At 71.7% G+C, this 16746-nt stretch carries 15 protein-coding genes, 1 pseudogene and 1 riboswitch; of the genes and pseudogenes, 5 read left to right on the top strand and 11 right to left on the bottom strand.

The window, feature by feature from the left end; translation table 11 throughout:
• Positions 1-13: 13 nt before the first annotated feature.
• The 10 genes from N5875_RS32125 to ribD all read right to left on the bottom strand — a co-directional run bounded on the left by N5875_RS32125 (position 14) and on the right by ribD (position 8529).
• A complete protein-coding gene (locus tag N5875_RS32125) occupies positions 14-1075 on the bottom strand; it encodes a hemolysin family protein (RefSeq protein WP_318206739.1) in 1062 nt (353 codons plus the stop codon).
• Positions 1072-2448, bottom strand: a complete 1377-nt coding sequence (locus tag N5875_RS32120; protein WP_338497700.1) for a hemolysin family protein — start codon at positions 2446-2448, stop codon at positions 1072-1074. The genes N5875_RS32125 and N5875_RS32120 overlap by 4 nt, the downstream gene beginning before the upstream one ends.
• Positions 2449-2667: 219 nt before the next feature.
• The gene (locus N5875_RS32115; protein WP_318206741.1) at positions 2668-3123 is read right to left on the bottom strand and encodes a PH domain-containing protein; all 456 of its coding nucleotides are present in this window, start codon (positions 3121-3123) and stop codon (positions 2668-2670) included.
• Between the two features lie 41 nt (positions 3124-3164).
• Positions 3165-4013 carry an ATP phosphoribosyltransferase gene (hisG, locus tag N5875_RS32110; RefSeq protein ID WP_030316372.1) on the bottom strand — a complete coding sequence of 283 codons (849 nt, stop codon included), beginning with the start codon at positions 4011-4013 and terminating at the stop codon, positions 3165-3167.
• 68 nt (positions 4014-4081) lie between these two features.
• On the bottom strand, positions 4082-4363 hold the full coding sequence (locus N5875_RS32105) for a phosphoribosyl-ATP diphosphatase (RefSeq protein ID WP_309049467.1): 282 nt from the start codon (positions 4361-4363) through the stop codon (positions 4082-4084).
• Positions 4364-4398: 35 nt separating this feature from the next.
• Entirely contained in the window at positions 4399-4884 is a 486-nt protein-coding gene (ribH, locus tag N5875_RS32100; protein WP_125665105.1) for a 6,7-dimethyl-8-ribityllumazine synthase, read from the bottom strand.
• A 39-nt stretch (positions 4885-4923) separates the two neighbouring features.
• Positions 4924-6201: a bifunctional 3,4-dihydroxy-2-butanone-4-phosphate synthase/GTP cyclohydrolase II gene (locus tag N5875_RS32095; RefSeq protein WP_318206742.1), complete on the bottom strand. Its 1278-nt coding sequence runs from the start codon at positions 6199-6201 to the stop codon at positions 4924-4926.
• Positions 6198-6794, bottom strand: a complete 597-nt coding sequence (locus N5875_RS32090) for a nicotinamide mononucleotide transporter family protein (protein WP_318207356.1) — start codon at positions 6792-6794, stop codon at positions 6198-6200. The genes N5875_RS32095 and N5875_RS32090 overlap by 4 nt, the downstream gene beginning before the upstream one ends.
• 44 nt (positions 6795-6838) lie before the next feature.
• The gene (locus tag N5875_RS32085; protein ID WP_030316363.1) at positions 6839-7447 is read right to left on the bottom strand and encodes a riboflavin synthase; all 609 of its coding nucleotides are present in this window, start codon (positions 7445-7447) and stop codon (positions 6839-6841) included.
• A gap of 2 nt (positions 7448-7449) precedes the next feature.
• Complete coding sequence (gene ribD / locus N5875_RS32080; RefSeq protein ID WP_318206743.1) at positions 7450-8529, bottom strand: bifunctional diaminohydroxyphosphoribosylaminopyrimidine deaminase/5-amino-6-(5-phosphoribosylamino)uracil reductase RibD; 1080 nt, start codon at positions 8527-8529, stop codon at positions 7450-7452.
• A 172-nt stretch (positions 8530-8701) separates the two neighbouring features.
• Positions 8702-8832, bottom strand: a riboswitch (FMN riboswitch).
• A gap of 275 nt (positions 8833-9107) precedes the next feature.
• Between ribD and N5875_RS32075 the strand changes: the two genes are divergently transcribed.
• Both N5875_RS32075 and N5875_RS32070 read left to right on the top strand, forming a co-directional pair.
• Complete coding sequence (locus tag N5875_RS32075) at positions 9108-11489, top strand: chitinase C-terminal domain-containing protein (RefSeq protein ID WP_318206744.1); 2382 nt, start codon at positions 9108-9110, stop codon at positions 11487-11489.
• Positions 11490-11652: 163 nt separating this feature from the next.
• Positions 11653-11811 (top strand): annotated as a pseudogene (locus N5875_RS32070) (NAD-dependent epimerase/dehydratase family protein); the annotation flags it as partial.
• Positions 11812-11828: 17 nt separating this feature from the next.
• On the opposite strand, the gene N5875_RS32065 reads toward N5875_RS32070, so the two are convergent.
• Complete coding sequence (locus N5875_RS32065; RefSeq protein ID WP_338497693.1) at positions 11829-12971, bottom strand: ROK family transcriptional regulator; 1143 nt, start codon at positions 12969-12971, stop codon at positions 11829-11831.
• Between the two features lie 126 nt (positions 12972-13097).
• Here N5875_RS32065 and N5875_RS32060 point away from each other — a divergent pair, with 126 nt between their 5' ends.
• The 3 genes from N5875_RS32060 (at position 13098) to N5875_RS32050 (ending at position 16729) form a co-directional block, all read left to right on the top strand.
• Positions 13098-14312, top strand: coding sequence for an MFS transporter (locus N5875_RS32060; protein ID WP_338497691.1), 1215 nt, complete (start codon positions 13098-13100; stop codon positions 14310-14312).
• A gap of 163 nt (positions 14313-14475) precedes the next feature.
• Entirely contained in the window at positions 14476-15921 is a 1446-nt protein-coding gene (locus tag N5875_RS32055) for a solute carrier family 23 protein (RefSeq protein ID WP_318206747.1), read from the top strand.
• Positions 15922-15994: 73 nt separating this feature from the next.
• On the top strand, positions 15995-16729 hold the full coding sequence (locus N5875_RS32050) for a DUF5995 family protein (protein ID WP_318206748.1): 735 nt from the start codon (positions 15995-15997) through the stop codon (positions 16727-16729).
• Positions 16730-16746: the final 17 nt, after the last annotated feature.

The raw sequence follows: 16746 nt of genomic DNA, 5'->3' as shown, positions 1-16746 counted from the left end.
TGGCCCCGGGGTACTAGCCGCGCACGGCGGTGGTGACCGTGGGCGCCGTCCTCACCCGGTGCGCGGGGTCGCGGACCTCGCCCACCAGCATCTCCAGGACGTCCTCCAGGGCGACCAGTCCGAGCACCCGGCCCGAGCCGTCCGCGACCTGCGCCAGATGGGTCGCGGCGCGGCGCATCACGGTGAGGGCGTCGTCGAGGGGCAGTTCGGCGCGGATCGTGGCCATCGGCCGCCACAGCCGCTGGGGCACCGCCCGCTCCCGTTCGTCCAGGTCGAGGACGTCCTTCACGTGCACGAAGCCCATGAAGGTGGTGCCCGCCTCGGCGCGGACCGGGAAGCGCGAGTACCCGGTGCGTACGGTCAGCTCCTCGATCTCGCGCGGGGTGACCGTCGGCGGGACCGTGACCAGGGAGGACGGGGCGATGAGGACGTCCGTCACCGGGCGGGTGCCCAGTTCGAGGGCGTCCTCGAGGCGCTCCTGCTCGGCCGGGTCGAGCAGTCCGGCCAGGCCGGCGTCCTCGACGAGGCGGCCGAGCTGGACGCTGGTGAAGACCGCCTCCACCTCGTCCTTCGGCTCGACCTTGAACGCCCGCAGGACCAGCCGGGCGCAGGCGCCGAGCGCGGCCGTCACGGGCCGGCAGAGCCGGGCGAAGCCGACCAGGCCGGGGGCGAGCCAGAGCGCGGTCCGCTCGGGCGCGGCCATCGCCAGGTTCTTCGGCACCATCTCACCGATGACGAGGTGGAGGAAGACGACCGCGGCGAGGGCGATCACATAGCCGAGCGGGTGGATGAGCCCCTCCGGGACCCCGACCGTGTGGAAGACGGGTTCGAGGAGACGGGCCACGGTCGGCTCGGCGACGGCACCGAGCGTCAGCGAGCAGACGGTGATGCCGAACTGGGCGGCCGCCATCATCTGCGGCAGGTTCTCCAGACCGTGCAGGACCTGCTTGGCACGGGCGCCGCCGAGCGGCTCGATCTGGCTGCGGCGCACGGAGACGAGCGCGAACTCGGCCCCGACGAAGAAGCCGTTGGCCAGGACGAGGAGGACGGCGAACAGCAGCGGAAGGGTGCTCATCGGACCGCCTCCGCCGCCACGGGAACGGGCGCGTCATGGTGGCCGGGAACCTGATCGGGCAGCGGGTCCGTCCGGACGATCCGTACGCGCTCGGCGCGGTAGCGGTCGACCTGGCGCACCGAGAGCCGCCAGCCGGGCAGTTCGGCCCGGTCGCCGGGGGCGGGGATGCGGCCCAGGAGATCGGCGACGAGCCCGGCGACGGTCTCGTACGGCCCGTCGGGCACGTCGAGGCCTATCCGGCGCAGGATGTGGACCCGGCAGGAGCCGTCGGCCTCCCAGGCGGGCCGCCCGTCCTCGGCGGGAGCGGCGGCCAGCTCGGGCCGTCCGTCGGCCACCGTGTCGTGCTCGTCGCGGACCTCGCCGACGAGTTCCTCGACGATGTCCTCCAGGGTGACGACGCCGGCCGTGCCGCCGTACTCGTCGACGACGACCGCGATCGGCTGCTCCCGGCGCAGCCGCTCCAGGAGGATCTGCGCGGGCAGTGTCTCGGGCACGAGGAGCGGCGGGACCGCGATCCGGCCGACGGGGGTGCGCAGCCGGGCGTGCGGCGAGACGGCGAGCGCGTCCTTGAGGTGGACCATGCCGACGATCTCGTCGATGCGGTCGCGGTAGACGGGGAAGCGCGAAAGGCCGGTGGCCCGGGTGAGGTTGAGGACGTCGGCCGCGGTGGCGTCCCACTGGAGGGCGCTCACCTTCACGCGCGGGGTCATGACCTGCTCGGCGGTGAGGCCGCCGAGGGACAGGGTCCGTACGAAGAGGTCGGCGGTGTCCTGTTCGAGGGCGCCGGCCAGGGCGGAGTGCCGGGCCAGGGAGACCAGTTCGCCGGGGGTGCGGACGGAGTCCAGCTCCTCGGTGGGCTCGACGCCCAGGAGTCGTACGAGCCGGTTCGCGACCCGGTTGAGCAGGGAGATCACCGGCCGGAAGAGGGCGGAGAAGTACCGCTGCGGGGTGGCGACGAAGCGGGCCACCTGGAGGGGCCGGGAGACCGCCCAGTTCTTCGGGACGAGCTCGCCGACCACCATCTGGACGGCGGAGGCGAGCAGCATGCCGATCACCACCGCGATCCCGGAGACGGCCCCGGCGGGCAGTCCGGTCACGGTGAGCGGTCCGTGCAGCAGTCCGGCGAGCGCGGGCTGGGCGAGCATGCCGACGACGAGGGAGGTGATGGTGATGCCCAGCTGGGTGCCGGAGAGCTGGAAGGACAGCTCGCGCAGGGCGGTGACGACGGTGCGGGCGCGCCGGTCGCCGGCGGCCGCGGCCCGCTCGGCCTCGGCGCGCTCGACGGTCACGAGACCGAACTCGGCGGCCACGAAGAAGCCGTTGGCGAGGATCAGGACGAAGGCCGCGACGAGCAGCAGAAGGGAGACGATCATGCCGCCGCCTCCAGGGAGGGGGCGGCGCAGGTACTACCGGACGATCCGTCCATTGCTGGAGGGAGTCACTCCTCGGGTCGAAGGGTGGCCTCGCGGGCCGTGCGTACGGCCCTGCACATGCGAGGCGGTGGTGCGCTCGGCACCACCGCCTCCAGAGTAATCACGCGAAGGCCCCGAGGGGCAGGGGGTCGGCCCCGGATGGGGGACAGCCCCCGGCCGTCAGGCCGTCCGCTCCGCGCTCGTGCCGTGGCTGTCGGCCAGGGCCCGCAGGGCGCGGGCGTCCCGGATGGCCGACTCCTTGGCGATGCCGGGCTGGATGCCCAGCGCCGGCAGGCTGGTGCCGTCGCTCAGGTCGAGGAAGACCCAGGGGTCGCCGGGGCGCAGGTTGACCTTGAGGATCTCCGCCCAGGCCAGCCGCCGGGTGCGGGTGATGTTGACGACCGTGACGCCCTCGTCGTCGGCGACGACCTTGGGGCGGCTCAGCAGGACGAGGATCCCGAGGAGCAGCGCGGCGGTGAAGACGAAGCTGACGCGCTCCCCCGGTCCGAGCCGCTCCAGCATCAGCGCGACGACGGTGACGACGGCGAACATCACGACGCCCAGGGTCAGCAGGACGGCCCGGGTGCGCCCGGGACGGAAGGTGACCGGCAGGGCGGGCGTCTGTGCTTCGGACATCGGGAGTTCCTCGGGGCCTTCGGTGCGGGCGGGCCGTGCCGTCAGAGGCGGCAGGCGTGGATGGCGGTGGTGAGGATGGCGCGGGCACCGATCTCGTACAGGTCGTCCATGATCCGCTGCGCCTCCTTGGCGGGGACCATCGCACGGACGGCGACCCAGCCCTCGTTGTGCAGCGGGGAGACGGTGGGCGACTCCAGGCCCGGGGTGAGGGCGACGGCCTGCTCCAGGTGCTCGGCGCGGCAGTCGTAGTCCATCATCACGTACGAGCGGGCGACGAGGACGCCCTGGAGGCGGCGCATGAACTGCTGGACCTGCGGGTTGTCGTCGGTGGCGCCGTGGCGGCGGATCACGACGGCCTCGGAGGTCAGGATCGGCTCGCCGATGACCTCCAGTCCGGCGTTGCGCAGGCTGGTGCCGGTCTCGACGACGTCCGCGATGATCTGGGCGACGCCCAGCTGGATCGCGGTCTCGACGGCGCCGTCGAGGTGGACGACGGAGGCGTCGATGCCCTGGTCGGCGAGGTGCTTGGCGACGATGCCCTCGTAGGAGGTGGCGATCGTCATGCCGCCGAAGTCCTCGGGGCCGTTCGCGGTGCCCGGGCGGGTGGCGTACCGGAAGGTGGAACGGCCGAAGTTCAGCGCGAGGATCTCCTCGGCGCTGGCGCCGGAGTCCAGGAGCAGGTCACGGCCGGTGATGCCGATGTCCAGCTTCCCGGAGGCGACGTAGATCGCGATGTCCTTCGGGCGCAGGTAGAAGAACTCGACCTCGTTGTCGGGGTCGATGACGACGAGCTCCTTGGACTCCTTGCGCTGGCGGTAGCCGGCCTCATGGAGCATTGCCGACGCAGGTCCGGAGAGGGAACCCTTGTTGGGAACGGCGATGCGCAGCATGGGGTGAGCTTCCTTTGCCTGGGAGTGGTGGGGAGTCCGGGGGCGGCACGCGCCCGGAGGTGGTGTGCTCAGAGGTGGGCGTAGACGTCGTCGAGCGAGATCCCGCGGGCGACCATCATCACCTGGACGTGGTACAGCAGCTGCGAGATCTCCTCGGCGGCCGCTTCCTTGCCCTCGTACTCGGCGGCCATCCAGACCTCGGCGGCCTCTTCGACGACCTTCTTGCCGATGGCATGGACGCCCTTGTCCACCAGTTCCGCGGTGCGGGAGGTGGCCGGGTCGCCGGTCTCGGCCTTGAGCTTGAGCTCGGCGAAGAGCTCTTCGAAGCTTTTCCGGGTTTCGTTCGCCATGATGGTCCTAAGAGTACGGGGTAAGGGTCGCGTCACTAGCGCCAGGGTTCGCTGACCGTGCGCAGCGTCGTCGCGGTGGCGACGGCGGCGGTGACGGCCTCGTGGCCCTTGTCCTCGCTGGATCCCTCGAGGCCGGCCCGGTCGAGGGCCTGCTCCTCGGTGTCGACGGTGAGGACACCGAATCCGACGGGTACGCCGGTGTCGATCGAGACCTGGGTGAGGCCGTGGGTGACGCCCTGGCACACGTACTCGAAGTGCGGCGTTCCGCCGCGGATGACGACGCCGAGCGCCACGATGGCATCGTAGCCGCGCCCGGCGAGGACCTTCGCCACGACCGGGAGCTCGAAGCTGCCGGGAACGCGGAGCAGGGTGGGCTCGTCGATGCCGAGCTCGCTGAGGGCGCGAAGGGCGCCGTCGACGAGACCGTCCATGATCTTCTCGTGCCACTGCGCCGCGATGACCGCGACCCGCAGGTCGCCGCAGTTCTTCACGCTGAGGACGGGTGCGCCCTTGCCGCTCATGATTCTCCTTGCCGGTGGAAACGGTGGATACGTACGTGGTTACTGGTTGCCGCAGGTGGGGGCCGGGGAGCCGTCCAGCCAGGGCAGGTCGTGGCCCATCCGGTCCCGCTTGGTGGTCAGGTACCGGAGGTTGTGCTCGCCGGCCGTGACCGGCATCGGCTCGCGGCCCTCGACCCTGAGGCCGTGCCGGGTCAGGGCGTCGATCTTGTCGGGGTTGTTGGTCATCAGACGCAGGCTCCGGACGCCGAGGTCGACGAGGATCTGCGCGCCGGCCCCGTAGTCACGGGCGTCCGCGGGCAGCCCGAGCTCCAGGTTGGCGTCGAGGGTGTCGCGGCCTCGCTCCTGGAGCTCGTACGCGCGGAGCTTGGACAGCAGGCCGATGCCGCGGCCCTCGTGGCCGCGGAGGTAGACCACGACGCCGCGGCCGGCCTCGGTGACGCGGTCCATGGAGGCCTCCAGCTGCGGGCCGCAGTCGCAGCGCAGCGAGTGGAAGATGTCGCCGGTCAGGCACTCGGAGTGGACCCGGACCAGGATGTCCTCGCCGTCGCCGATCTCCCCGTGGACGAGGGCGACGTGCTCGACGCCGTCCACGGTGGAGCGGTAGCCGTACGCGGTGAAGTCGCCGTGCGCGGTGGGGAGCCGGACCTCGGCCTCGCGGCGGACGGTCGGCTCGGCGGAGCGCCGGTAGGCGATCAGGTCCTCGATGGAGATGATCGTGAGGCCGTGCTTGCGGGCGAAGGGGACCAGCTCGGGCAGGCGCAGCATGACGCCGTCCTCGCCGGCGATCTCGACGATCGCGCCGGCCGGGCGGAGGCCCGCGAGGCGGGCGAGGTCGACGGCTGCCTCGGTGTGGCCGTTGCGGGCCAGGACGCCGCCGGGCTTGGCGCGGAGCGGGAAGATGTGGCCGGGCCGTACGAAGTCGGAGGGCTCGTGGCTGCCGCTCGCGAGCATCCGCAGGGTGGTGGCGCGGTCGGCGGCGGAGATGCCCGTGGTGACGCCGTGGGCGGGGGCCGCGTCGACGGAGACCGTGAAGGCCGTGCGCATCGACTCGGTGTTGTGCTCGACCATCTGCGGGAGCTGGAGGCGCTCCAGCTCGTCGTTCTCCATGGGCGCGCAGATCAGGCCGCGGCACTCGCTCATCATGAAGGCGACGACCTCGGGGGTGGCCTTCTCGGCGGCGATGACGAGGTCGCCCTCGTTCTCGCGGTCCTCGTCGTCGACGACGACGACGGGGCGGCCGGCGGCGATGTCGCGGATGGCCTGCTCGACGGGGTCGAGGGCGAGGTCGGTGGTGTCCCAGATCGGCAGCGCGCTCATGCGTGGGCTCCTTCCAGAGCGGTGGCGGAGGTCGTGCGCGTACGGAGCCACCAGTCGCGCATGCCCCAGACGACGAGGGCGAAGTAGATGACGTAGACCAGGCCGGAGAAGGCGAGGCCGCTGTTGAAGGCGAGCGGGACGCCGACCAGGTCCACGAGGAGCCAGGCGAACCAGAACTCGACCAGGCCGCGGGCCTGGGCGACCATCGCGACGAGGGTGCCGACGAAGATGTACGCGTCGGCCCACGGGCTCCAGGAGAGCGACGGGTAGAGGGTGAACAGGCCCCCGACGGCGAGGGTGCCGACGACCGCGCCGGCGAGGAGCAGTCCGCGCTCCTTCCAGGTGGCGAAGCGGACGGCGATGGAGCCGTCCTGGGCCTGCTGCCTGCCCCGGTTCCACTGCCACCAGCCCCAGGCGGCGACGCCGATGACGAGGAGCTGCTTGCCGACGCCGCCGGAGAGGTGGGCGGAGGCGTAGGCGCCGACGAGGATCAGGCCGGAGAGCAGCTGGGCGGGCCAGGTGAGGATGGAGCGGCGCCAGCCGAGCGCGAGGGCTATGAGTCCGATCGTGTTGCCGATCATGTCGGACCACATGATGTGCTGACCGAAGGCGCTGAAGGCCTCGGAGTTGAGCCAGCTCACTTGTCGCTCTCCTTGGCGTTCGGGCCGAGCAGCCGCTCGACGTACTTGGCGATGACGTCCACTTCGAGGTTGACCGGGTCGCCGGACTGCTTGATGCCGAGGGTGGTCAGGTCGAGGGTGGTGGGGATGAGGCTGATGGTGAACCAGTCGTCGGTGACCTCGACGACGGTGAGGCTGACGCCGTCGACCGTGATCGAGCCCTTCTCGACGACGTACCGGGAGAGGTGGGCGGGCAGGCCGACCTTGACGAGCTCCCAGTGCTCGGACGGGGTGCGCTCCAGGATCGTGCCGGTGCCGTCCACGTGGCCCTGGACGATGTGACCGCCGAGGCGGCCGCCGACGGCCATGGGCCGCTCCAGGTTGACGCGGGAGCCGACCTCCAGGGCGCCGAGGCTGGACCGCTTGAGGGTCTCGGCCATGACGTCGGCGGTGAACTCGCCGTCGCCGAACTCGACGACCGTGAGACAGACACCGTTGACGGCGATGGAGTCGCCGTGCTGGGCGCCTTCCGTGACCAGGGGACCGCGCAGGCGGAAGCGGGAGGCGTCCTCCAGCTGCTCGACGGCGGTGACCTCGCCCAGTTCTTCGACGATTCCGGTGAACACGGTCAGGCTCCCTTGAGGGTGGCGGTGATGCGGATATCGGATCCGATATCCGAGATATCGGTGATGTCGAGCCGCAACGCTTCGGTGATGGTGCTGATTCCGGCGCCGGCGAGGGCCGCGGGCCCCGCGCCGAGGAGGACCGGGGCGAGATAGCCGACGACCTGGTCGACGGCGCCCGCGGCGACGAAGGCGCCCGCGAGGGTGGGGCCGCCTTCGAGGAGGACGGAGCGGACACCGCGCGCGTGGAGGGCGTCCAGGAGGGCCGGTACGGACAGGCCGCGCTCGGCCCTGGGGAGGCGTACGAGGTCGGCGCCGTCGAGGGAGGTCTCGGCGTCCTCCGCGATCGCGATCAGGGTCGGGGCCGCGTCGTCCAGGACCCGGGCGCCGGGCTTCACCGCGGTCGCCTCGGTGTCGATGACGACCCGGAGCGGCTGGACGGCCCCTTCGATGCCGCGTACGGCCAGGTGGGGGTCGTCCGCGCGGGCGGTGCCGGAGCCGACCACGACGGCGTCGGCCTCGGCGCGCAGCCGGTGGACGTCGGCGCGGGACTCGGCGGAGGTGATCCAGCGGGAGGTGCCGTCGGCGGCGGCGATCCGGCCGTCGAGGGTGGCGGCGTACTTCCAGCGGACGAAGGGACGGCCGTGGCGTACGGAGGTGAGCCAGGCGATGTTGCCCGCCTCGGCCTCGGCCTCCAGGAGGCCCTGCCCGACCTCTGTCCCGGCGGCGCGCAGGGTGTCGGCACCGCCGGTGGCCTGCGGGTTCGGGTCGCCGACCGCGTACACGACCCGGCTGACCCCGGCCTCGATCAGGGCCTGGGCGCAGGGGCCGGTGCGGCCGGTGTGGTTGCAGGGTTCGAGCGTGACGTAGGCGGTTCCGCCGCGGGCGAGGGCGCCTGCCTCGCGCAGGGCGTGGACCTCGGCGTGGGGGCCGCCGGCGCGCTGGTGCCAGCCCTCGCCGACCACGTGTCCGGAGGCGTCGGTGATGACGCACCCGACGACCGGGTTGGGGCTGGTGGCGCCGAGACCGCGTGCGGCGAGTTCGACGGCGCGTCGCATGGCGGTGATGTCGGCCTGCTGGGCCACCGGGTCCTCCTGCCTCTTCGGGCACGGACTCCGGGGCCTGTCGATGACGACAGAGAGCGGAACGACGTCTCACACAGGGTGCGCCGGGGCCGCGTCCTGCGGGTACGCCGATCGATGTCGATACGGCGACCAGCGGACGTACGGCCGGCACACCCCTGTCAGGGGTCGCCCGCCGCGCACTGCCTCCCATCCGGACTTTCACCGTCGGTCCAGGAATTTCACCTGGTCAACCGGCCGCTGGCTTGCGGACGGGTCGCGGACTATACCGCCGGTTCGGAATTACACCGACCCCGGAGTGCGCTGCTGCTGATACAGGGCCAGTGTGCCACGACCCGCGAGGGGCGTTGTGGCCGAGTTCCTGTGGTCTGGCTCACAGACTCCCACAGAACTCTTCTATGGTCCAGACCTATTGACGCACTGGTCTAGTCCTCTTAATCTCCGTGTCACCTCCGAGGAACGGTCCGGCGGGGTGCGCACTCCACGGGCCCAACACGACCCACCCCCTTGTTCGTTGTGTTTGTCCGCTCCCCCTACGCCGTGAGGGCGTGGAGGGATCCCCTCCCCAGGAGGAACCGATCGTGTTGTCCCCCACCACGAAGAGAGCCTCGCTGCTCGCTTCCGGCGCGGCCGTCGCCGGTCTGCTGCTGAGCTCCCTTTCCGGCGGCGTCTCGTACGCGGCCGACAACGAGAGCTGTCGCCCCGACGGGCTCTACAAGACCCCCGGCGTCGACGTCCCCTACTGCTCGGTCTACGACACCGAGGGCCGCGAGAAGATGGGCGCGGACCACCAGCGCCGGGTCATCGGCTACTTCACCGGCTGGCGCGATGGCAAGAACGGCCAGCCCGCCTACCTGGCCAAGGACATCCCGTGGGAGAAGATCACCCACATCAACTACGCCTTCGGCCACATCGGCGGGGACAACAAGCTCTCCGTCGGCGCGGACGGTCCGAACAACGCGGCCACCGGGATGACCTGGCCCGGTGTCGCGGGCGCCGAGATGGACCCCGCGTACGCCTACAAGGGCCACTTCAACCTGCTCAACAAGTTCAAGAAGCAGCACCCGAACGTGAAGACGCTGATCTCGGTCGGCGGCTGGGCCGAGACCGGCGGATACTTCGCGGACAACGGTGACCGGGTCAACTCGGGCGGCTTCTACTCGATGGCCACCAACGCCGACGGTTCGGTCAACCAGGCCGGGATCGACACCTTCGCCGCCTCGTCCGTCGACTTCATCCGCAAGTACGGCTTCAACGGCGTCGACATCGACTACGAGTACCCGACGACCATGAAGGACGCCGGCAACCCGCTCGACTGGCAGTTCGCCAACGCGCGCCGCGCCGGACTCGTGCAGGGCTACGCGGCCCTCATGAAGTCCCTGCGCGAGAAGCTGGACGCGGCGGGCGCCGCCGACGGCAAGCACTACCTGCTGACGGTCGCCGCCCCCTCCTCCGGCTACCTGCTGCGGGGCATGGAGACCTTCCAGATGCAGAAGTATCTGGACTACGTCAACATCATGTCCTACGACCTGCACGGCGCCTGGAACGAGTACGTCGGGCCCAACGCCTCCCTCTTCGACGACGGGAAGGACGGCGAGCTCGCCGCCGCCAACGTCTACGGCTCGGCGCAGTACGGCAACATCGGGTACCTCAACACCGACTGGGCGTACCACTACTTCCGCGGCTCGATGCCGGCCGGCCGGATCAACATCGGCCTGCCCTACTACACCCGCGGTCACAAGAACGTGCAGGGCGGCACCGACGGTCTGTGGGGCAAGGCCTCCGCGACCACCTGCCCGGCCGGAGCCGGCCTGACCAAGTGCGGTGACGGCGCCACCGGCATCGACAACCTGTGGCACGACAAGGACACCAACGGTGTCGAGTCGCCCGCCGGCTCCAACCCGATGTGGCACGCCAAGAACCTCGAGAAGGGGATCGTCGGCGACTACGTCACCCAGTACGGCTTCCCGGCGAACACCACCCTGACCGGCACCTACGCCCGCAAGTACGACTCGACGCTGGTCGCGCCGTGGCTGTGGAACGCGCAGAAGAAGGTCTTCCTCTCCACCGAGGACGAGCAGTCGGTGGCCGCCAAGGCCGACTACGTGGTCGACAAGGGCATCGGCGGCACGATGGTCTGGGAGATGGCCGGCGACTACGCCTGGAACGCCGCCAAGGGCCAGTACGAGATGGGCTCGACGCTCACCTCGCTGATGTACGACAAGTTCAAGGCGGCCACCCCGTACGGCGCGAAGAAGTCGAACAAGGCGCTGCCGACCCAGGCCGTGAAGATCGACGCGCAGTTCACCGAGTTCAAGCTGGGTGACTCGAACTACCCGATCACCCCGAAGATCAAGATCACCAACAACACGGCGGCCACCCTCCCGGGCGGCACGGAGTTCCAGTTCGACTACGGGACCTCGGCCCCGGCCAACGCCTCCGACCAGTCGGGCTTCGGCACGAAGGTGATCAGCAGCGACCACACGGGCAGCAACGTGGGCGGTCTGAAGGGCGACTTCCACCGTGTCTCCCTGAAGCTCCCGGCCTGGCAGTCGCTGGCCCCGGGCGCCACGGTCGACCTGGCGTTCAACTACTACCTGCCGGTGTCCACCCCCTCCAACTGGACGGTGAACATCAACGGCACGACGTACGCCCTCGCCGGTGACCTGGCGCGCGGCACGACGGTGGTGGAGCCCGGCACGACGACCCCGCCGACCACCCCGCCGACGACGCCGCCCACCACTCCGCCGACGACCCCGCCGACCACTCCCCCGACCACGCCTCCGACGACGCCGCCCACGGGCTGCGGCACGGTCCCGGCGTACGTGGCCGGCACGGTCTACAACGCGGGCAACGAGGTCTCCCACAACGGCCGCAAGTACAAGGCCCAGTGGTGGACCCAGAACGAGACGCCGGGCACGACCGGCGAGTGGGGTGTCTGGAAGGACCTCGGTCCCTGCTGACCCACCCCCTCCGAGACCCCCGGCGGCGGAACATCACGGCCCTTGCCGCCGCCGGGCTCCCCCTGCGCCGCGCCCCCCTGTCCGGGGCGCGGCGCGTCCGCGTGTGCGGAGGAAGCCGAGTCCGCGTGTGCGGAGGGGGCCGAGGGCGGTCGGCCTTGAGGACATGAGCACGATCCTGGTGACCGGCGGCACGGGAACCCTCGGCCGGCCCGTCTGTGAGCGGCTGCGCCCGGACGGCCACGAGGTGCGGGTCCTCAACAGGCACTCACCGCCGTACGCGGTCGACCTGCGCCAGGGCGGGCCGCTCCTCGACCGGGCTGTTCCGCCCGGAGCCCCCTTCTAGAGCCCCGCCGTCGGCATCCCGAAGAGCGCGTCCTGCGCCGCGTCCCGGGCGAGGAGCAGGGCGCCGCGCAGCACCGCCGCGTCGCCCAGGGCCGTCGCACGGACCTCCGTACGGAGCGGGGAGAGGGCGGCGAGTTCGGCCTCCACGCGCGCGGCGAGCGCGGCGCCGCCCTGGTGGCCGGTCTCCCCGGCGAGGACCACACAGCCGGGATCCAGGACCGAGGCGACGGCGGCGGCACCGATGGCGAGGCGGCGGGCCAGGGCGTCGAGGAAGGGGGCGTGCCCCGCGGCGAGCGCCTCCGCCGCCGTGAGGCCGTGGGCGGCGGCCAGGCATGCGACGGCCGCCGCGCAGGCCAGCTCGTGGAAGCCGCCGTCGCAGCCGGTGGCCGAGGGGAGTCCCGAGGTGCCGGGCACGGGCAGGAAGCCGATCTCGCCCGCGCCGCCCGAGGCCCCGCGGCGCAGTCGTCCGCCGAGGACGACAGCCGCGCCGACGCCCTGGCCGAGCCAGAGCAGGACGAAGTCCTCGCGGTCGCGGGCCGCGCCCTCGCGCAGTTCGGCGACGGCGGCGAGGTTGGTCTCGTTCTCGACGAGGACGTGCGCGGGCAGGCGTTCCTGGAGGACGCCGACGAGCCGTCGGTGCCAGGCGGGCAGTCCCGAGGAGTCGCGGAGTTCACCGGTGGCCGGGTCGATGAGGCCGGGGGCGCCGACGGCCACGCTGTGCAGCCGGTCGGCGCCCGCCTCCTTCACGGTCCGCTCCAGGAGCGCGACCGCCTTCTCGACGGCGGGTCCGGTGTCGCTGTCGTCGCCGACGGGCACGGAGGCCTCGGCGAGGGTGGTGCCGAGCAGGTCGGCGACGGTGACGGAGACCGACCGGGTCCGTACGTCGAGGGCGGCGAGGTGCGCGCGATCGGCGACGAGCCCGTACAGCTTGGCGTTGGGTCCCCGGCGTTCGGCTCCGGACTCCCCGACGACATGGACGAGCCCGGAGCCCTGGAGCCGCTCGACGAGGTCGGCGACGGTGGGCCGGGAGAGTCCGGTGAGGGTCTTGAGCTGAGTGGCCGTCAACGGGCCTTCGTCCTGGAGCAGTCGCAGGGCGAACCGGTCGTTGATGGCTCGTGCGGTGCTCGGGGATGCGGCCATGCGGCGATCCTCTCAGAAGCGCTCGGGTGCGGATGCCGTCCTGCAGTCTATTTATCAGGCAGGGTTCCTGATAGTTTACGGCCGCACCACCCGACACCACGCCACACCAGCACCCAGGGAGGGCCCATGGCGGCGGAGACCGTCTCCAGCACCGATCGCCTGCGGCGGGCACGTTTCGCCATCGCCGCAGTCTTCTGCGTCCACGGCTCCGTCACCGGCAGTTTCGCGACCCGCATCCCCTGGATCCAGGAGCACGCGGGTGTGAGCGCGGGGCAGCTCGGACTCGCGCTCGCCTTCCCGGCCCTCGGCGCCTCCGTCGCGATGCCGCTGGCCGGGGCCGTGTCCCACCGGTTCGGCGCCCGCACGGCGCTGCGCGGCCTGCTCAGTCTATGGACGCTCGCCCTGACGCTGCCCGCGCTCGCCCCGAACATCTGGGGCCTGTGCGCCGCGCTCTTCGTGTTCGGCGCGACCGCCGGCATGTCCGACGTGGCGATGAACGCGCTCGGCGTCGAGACCGAGAACCGGCTCGGCAAGTCCATCATGTCGAGCCTGCACGGCATGTGGAGCGGGGGCGCCCTCATCGGCTCCGCCGCCGGCACGGTCGCCGCCCACCTCGGCGGCGACGCCCGCCTCCACCACCTGATCGCGGCCCTGGTCCTCACCGCCCTCGGCCTGCTCTTCTGCCAGGGCGTCCTGGACATGCGCAGCACACCGGACGAGGAGCCGCCGCCACGCTTCTCGCTGCCGCCGAAGTCCGCGCTGGTCATCGGCGCGATCGGCTTCTGCGCGGTGTTCGCGGAGGGCGCCAGCCTCGACTGGTCGGCCGTCTACCTCCGCGACGAGCTGGGCAGCTCCGCCGGGCTCGCGGCCGCCTCCACGACCGCCTTCGCGCTGACGATGACCGTCGCGCGCCTGGCCGGCGACCGCGTCGTGGACCGCTTCGGGGCGGTCCGTACGGTACGGGTCGGGGGCGCCGTCGCCACCCTCGGCGGAGTCCTGGTCGTCGTCGCCCCGCACGCCGCCGTCGCCATGGCCGGTTTCGGTCTCATCGGGCTCGGGGTCGCGGTCGTCGTCCCGCTCGCCTTCGCCGCGGCCGGGCGCAGCGGCCCGAACCCGAGCCAGGCCATCGCGGGCGTCGCCACCATCACGTACACCTCGGGGCTCATCGCCCCCTCGGCGATCGGCGGCATCGCCGACGCGACCTCGCTGGTCTTCTCGTTCGGCCTGGTCACCCTGCTCGCGCTGGGGCTCGTCGTGGGCGCGGGCGTCCTCAGGTCCGGCGGGCGGGAGTCCACTCCGACGAAGCCCGCTCCGGAGAAGACCCCGGGCCCCGTCGGGTAGCGGGCCCGGGCCCGGACGAGCGGTCCCGGGCCCGGACGGACGGCGGGGCCCGACCCGGCGTACGTCCTCGGCGCACATCCCCGGCCTCCGGCGGCGCATACCATGTGGCTGATCTTTTGCGGTCGCGACACGACCGCCGGAACCGGAGAACGGGAGCCACCTCATGAACCTCGGCGTGCGCTGGACCTTGCACGGCGACGGGAAGACACCCGCTCCCGGAGCCGTCGTCCGCCCGGACGAACGGCTCTCCTGGCCCCGTACGGTCGGCCTCGGAGCCCAGCACGTGGTCGCCATGTTCGGGGCATCGTTCGTCGCCCCGGTCCTCATGGGTCTGGACCCGAACCTCGCGATCATGATGTCCGGTTTCGCGACCGCGATCTTCCTCCTCGCGACCCGTGGCACCGTCCCCTCGTACCTGGGCTGCTCGCTCTCGTTCGTCGGTGTCGCCGCCGCGATCCGGGCCTCCGGCGGCAGCAGCGCCACCGTGACCGGCGCGGTCCTGGTCGTCGGCGCGGTGCTCTTCCTCGCCGGTCTCGCGGTCAGGAAGTTCGGCGCGCGGATCATCCACGCGGCGATGCCGCCCATCGTGACCGGCGCCGTCGTCATGCTGATCGGCTTCAACCTGGCCCCGGTCACCGCGGCGACGTACTGGCCGCAGGACCAGTGGACGGCCCTCCTCGTGATGCTGTTCACCGGTCTCGCCGTCGTCTGTCTGCGCGGCTTCTGGTCGCGGATCGCGATCTTCCTCGGCCTGATCTTCGGCTATGGCATCTCGTGGATCTTCGACCTTGTCTTCGGCAAGATCCACTCGATGTCGGCGAGCGGCCAGGTCACCGACCACTGGCGCCTCGACCTCTCCGGTGTCTCCAAGGCCGACTGGGTCGGCCTGCCGTCGTTCCACGGCCCGAGCTTCGAGTGGTCCGCGATCCTGGTCGCACTGCCCGTCGTCATCGCCCTGATCGCCGAGAACGCCGGACACGTCAAGGCCGTCGGCGAGATGACCGGCAAGCCGCTGGACGACCAGCTCGGCACCGCGATCGCCGCCGACGGCGCCGCCTCGATGCTGTCGACGGCCGTGGGCGGCCCGCCGAACACCACGTACTCCGAGAACATCGGTGTCATGGCCGCCACCCGCGTCTACTCGACGGCCGCCTACTGGGCCGCCGCCGGCTTCGCCCTGCTCTTCGGTCTCTGCCCGAAGTTCGGCGCGGTCGTCGCCGCCATCCCCGGCGGTGTCCTCGGCGGCATCACCGTGATCCTGTACGGCATGATCGGCCTGCTCGGCGCCCAGATCTGGATCAACGCCAAGGTCGACCTGCGCAACCCGCTCAACCTGGTCCCGGCCGCCGCGGGCATCATCATCGGCGTCGGCGGGGTGAAGCTGACCTTCACGGACACCTTCGAGCTGGGCGGCATCGCGCTCGGCACGATCGTCGTCATCACCGGCTACCACGTGCTGCGGGCCTTCGCCCCGGCCCACCTCAAGCAGCAGGAGCCGCTGCTCGACTCCGGCACCAGCTCGTACGAGAGCACGTCGGGTGAGAGCACCGCCCGTGAGAGCGCGGCCCGTGAGAGCACGTCCGGCGACGAGCCGCTGTCGAAGAGCTGAGGGATTCGCCCGTTCTGGGGAAGCCGGGCCGGAGGAGTTCCCTCCCGGGCCCGGCGGCTGGGAGCCTGCCCGCATGGCGCAGACCCAGCAGATCGGGCAGAGCGAACAGACACAGCGGGTCGGGCGGCCGCCCGGCCCGTTCCTCGCGGTCGACCCCGTGGTGGAACGGATGCGGGCCTTCCGCTCGGCCTGGCATCCGGCCGACGGGGTGGCCGTCTTCAACCGGGTCTATCTGACCGTCACCGAGGAGATCGGCCACGCGATCGAGGCGGGCGGCTTCGCCGACCGGCGTGCCGCCGCCACCCTCGACGTACGGTTCGCCGAGCGGTATCTGACCGCGGTCGACGCGGCCGCGACCGGCCTGCCCTCCCCCGCCTGCTGGCGGCCCCTGTTCCGCTACCGCCGTCATCCCGGCGTACGGCCGCTGCAGTTCGCGCTGGCCGGGATCAACGCCCACATCGGCCACGACCTGGCCCTCGCGGTGGTCGACACCTGCCGGGACCTGGAGTGCGCGCCCGCCGACCTGGAGGACGAGTTCGACCGGGTCGGCGACGTCCTGGACCTCCTGGAGGAGCGCATCCGGGAGGAACTGATGCCGGGCCCGGACCTCCTGGAGATCGCGGACCCGCTGACCCATCTGCTCGGCTGCTGGAGCCTGGACCGGGCCCGCGACGGGGCCTGGCTGGCGGCGCGCTCGCTGTGGCAACTGCGCGGCCTGCCCGAGCTGGCCGAGGAGTTCACGGAACGCCTCGACCGCTCGGTGGGCCTGGTCGGACGGATGCTCCTCACGCCCCTGACCAGGCCCTGACCCGGTCGCTCAACAAG

This window comes from Streptomyces sp. SJL17-4, from assembly GCF_036826855.1.
GTDB lineage: Bacteria > Actinomycetota > Actinomycetes > Streptomycetales > Streptomycetaceae > Streptomyces.
Note: the sequence above shows the minus strand (reverse complement) of the source record. Positions and strands in the feature narration are given on the sequence as shown.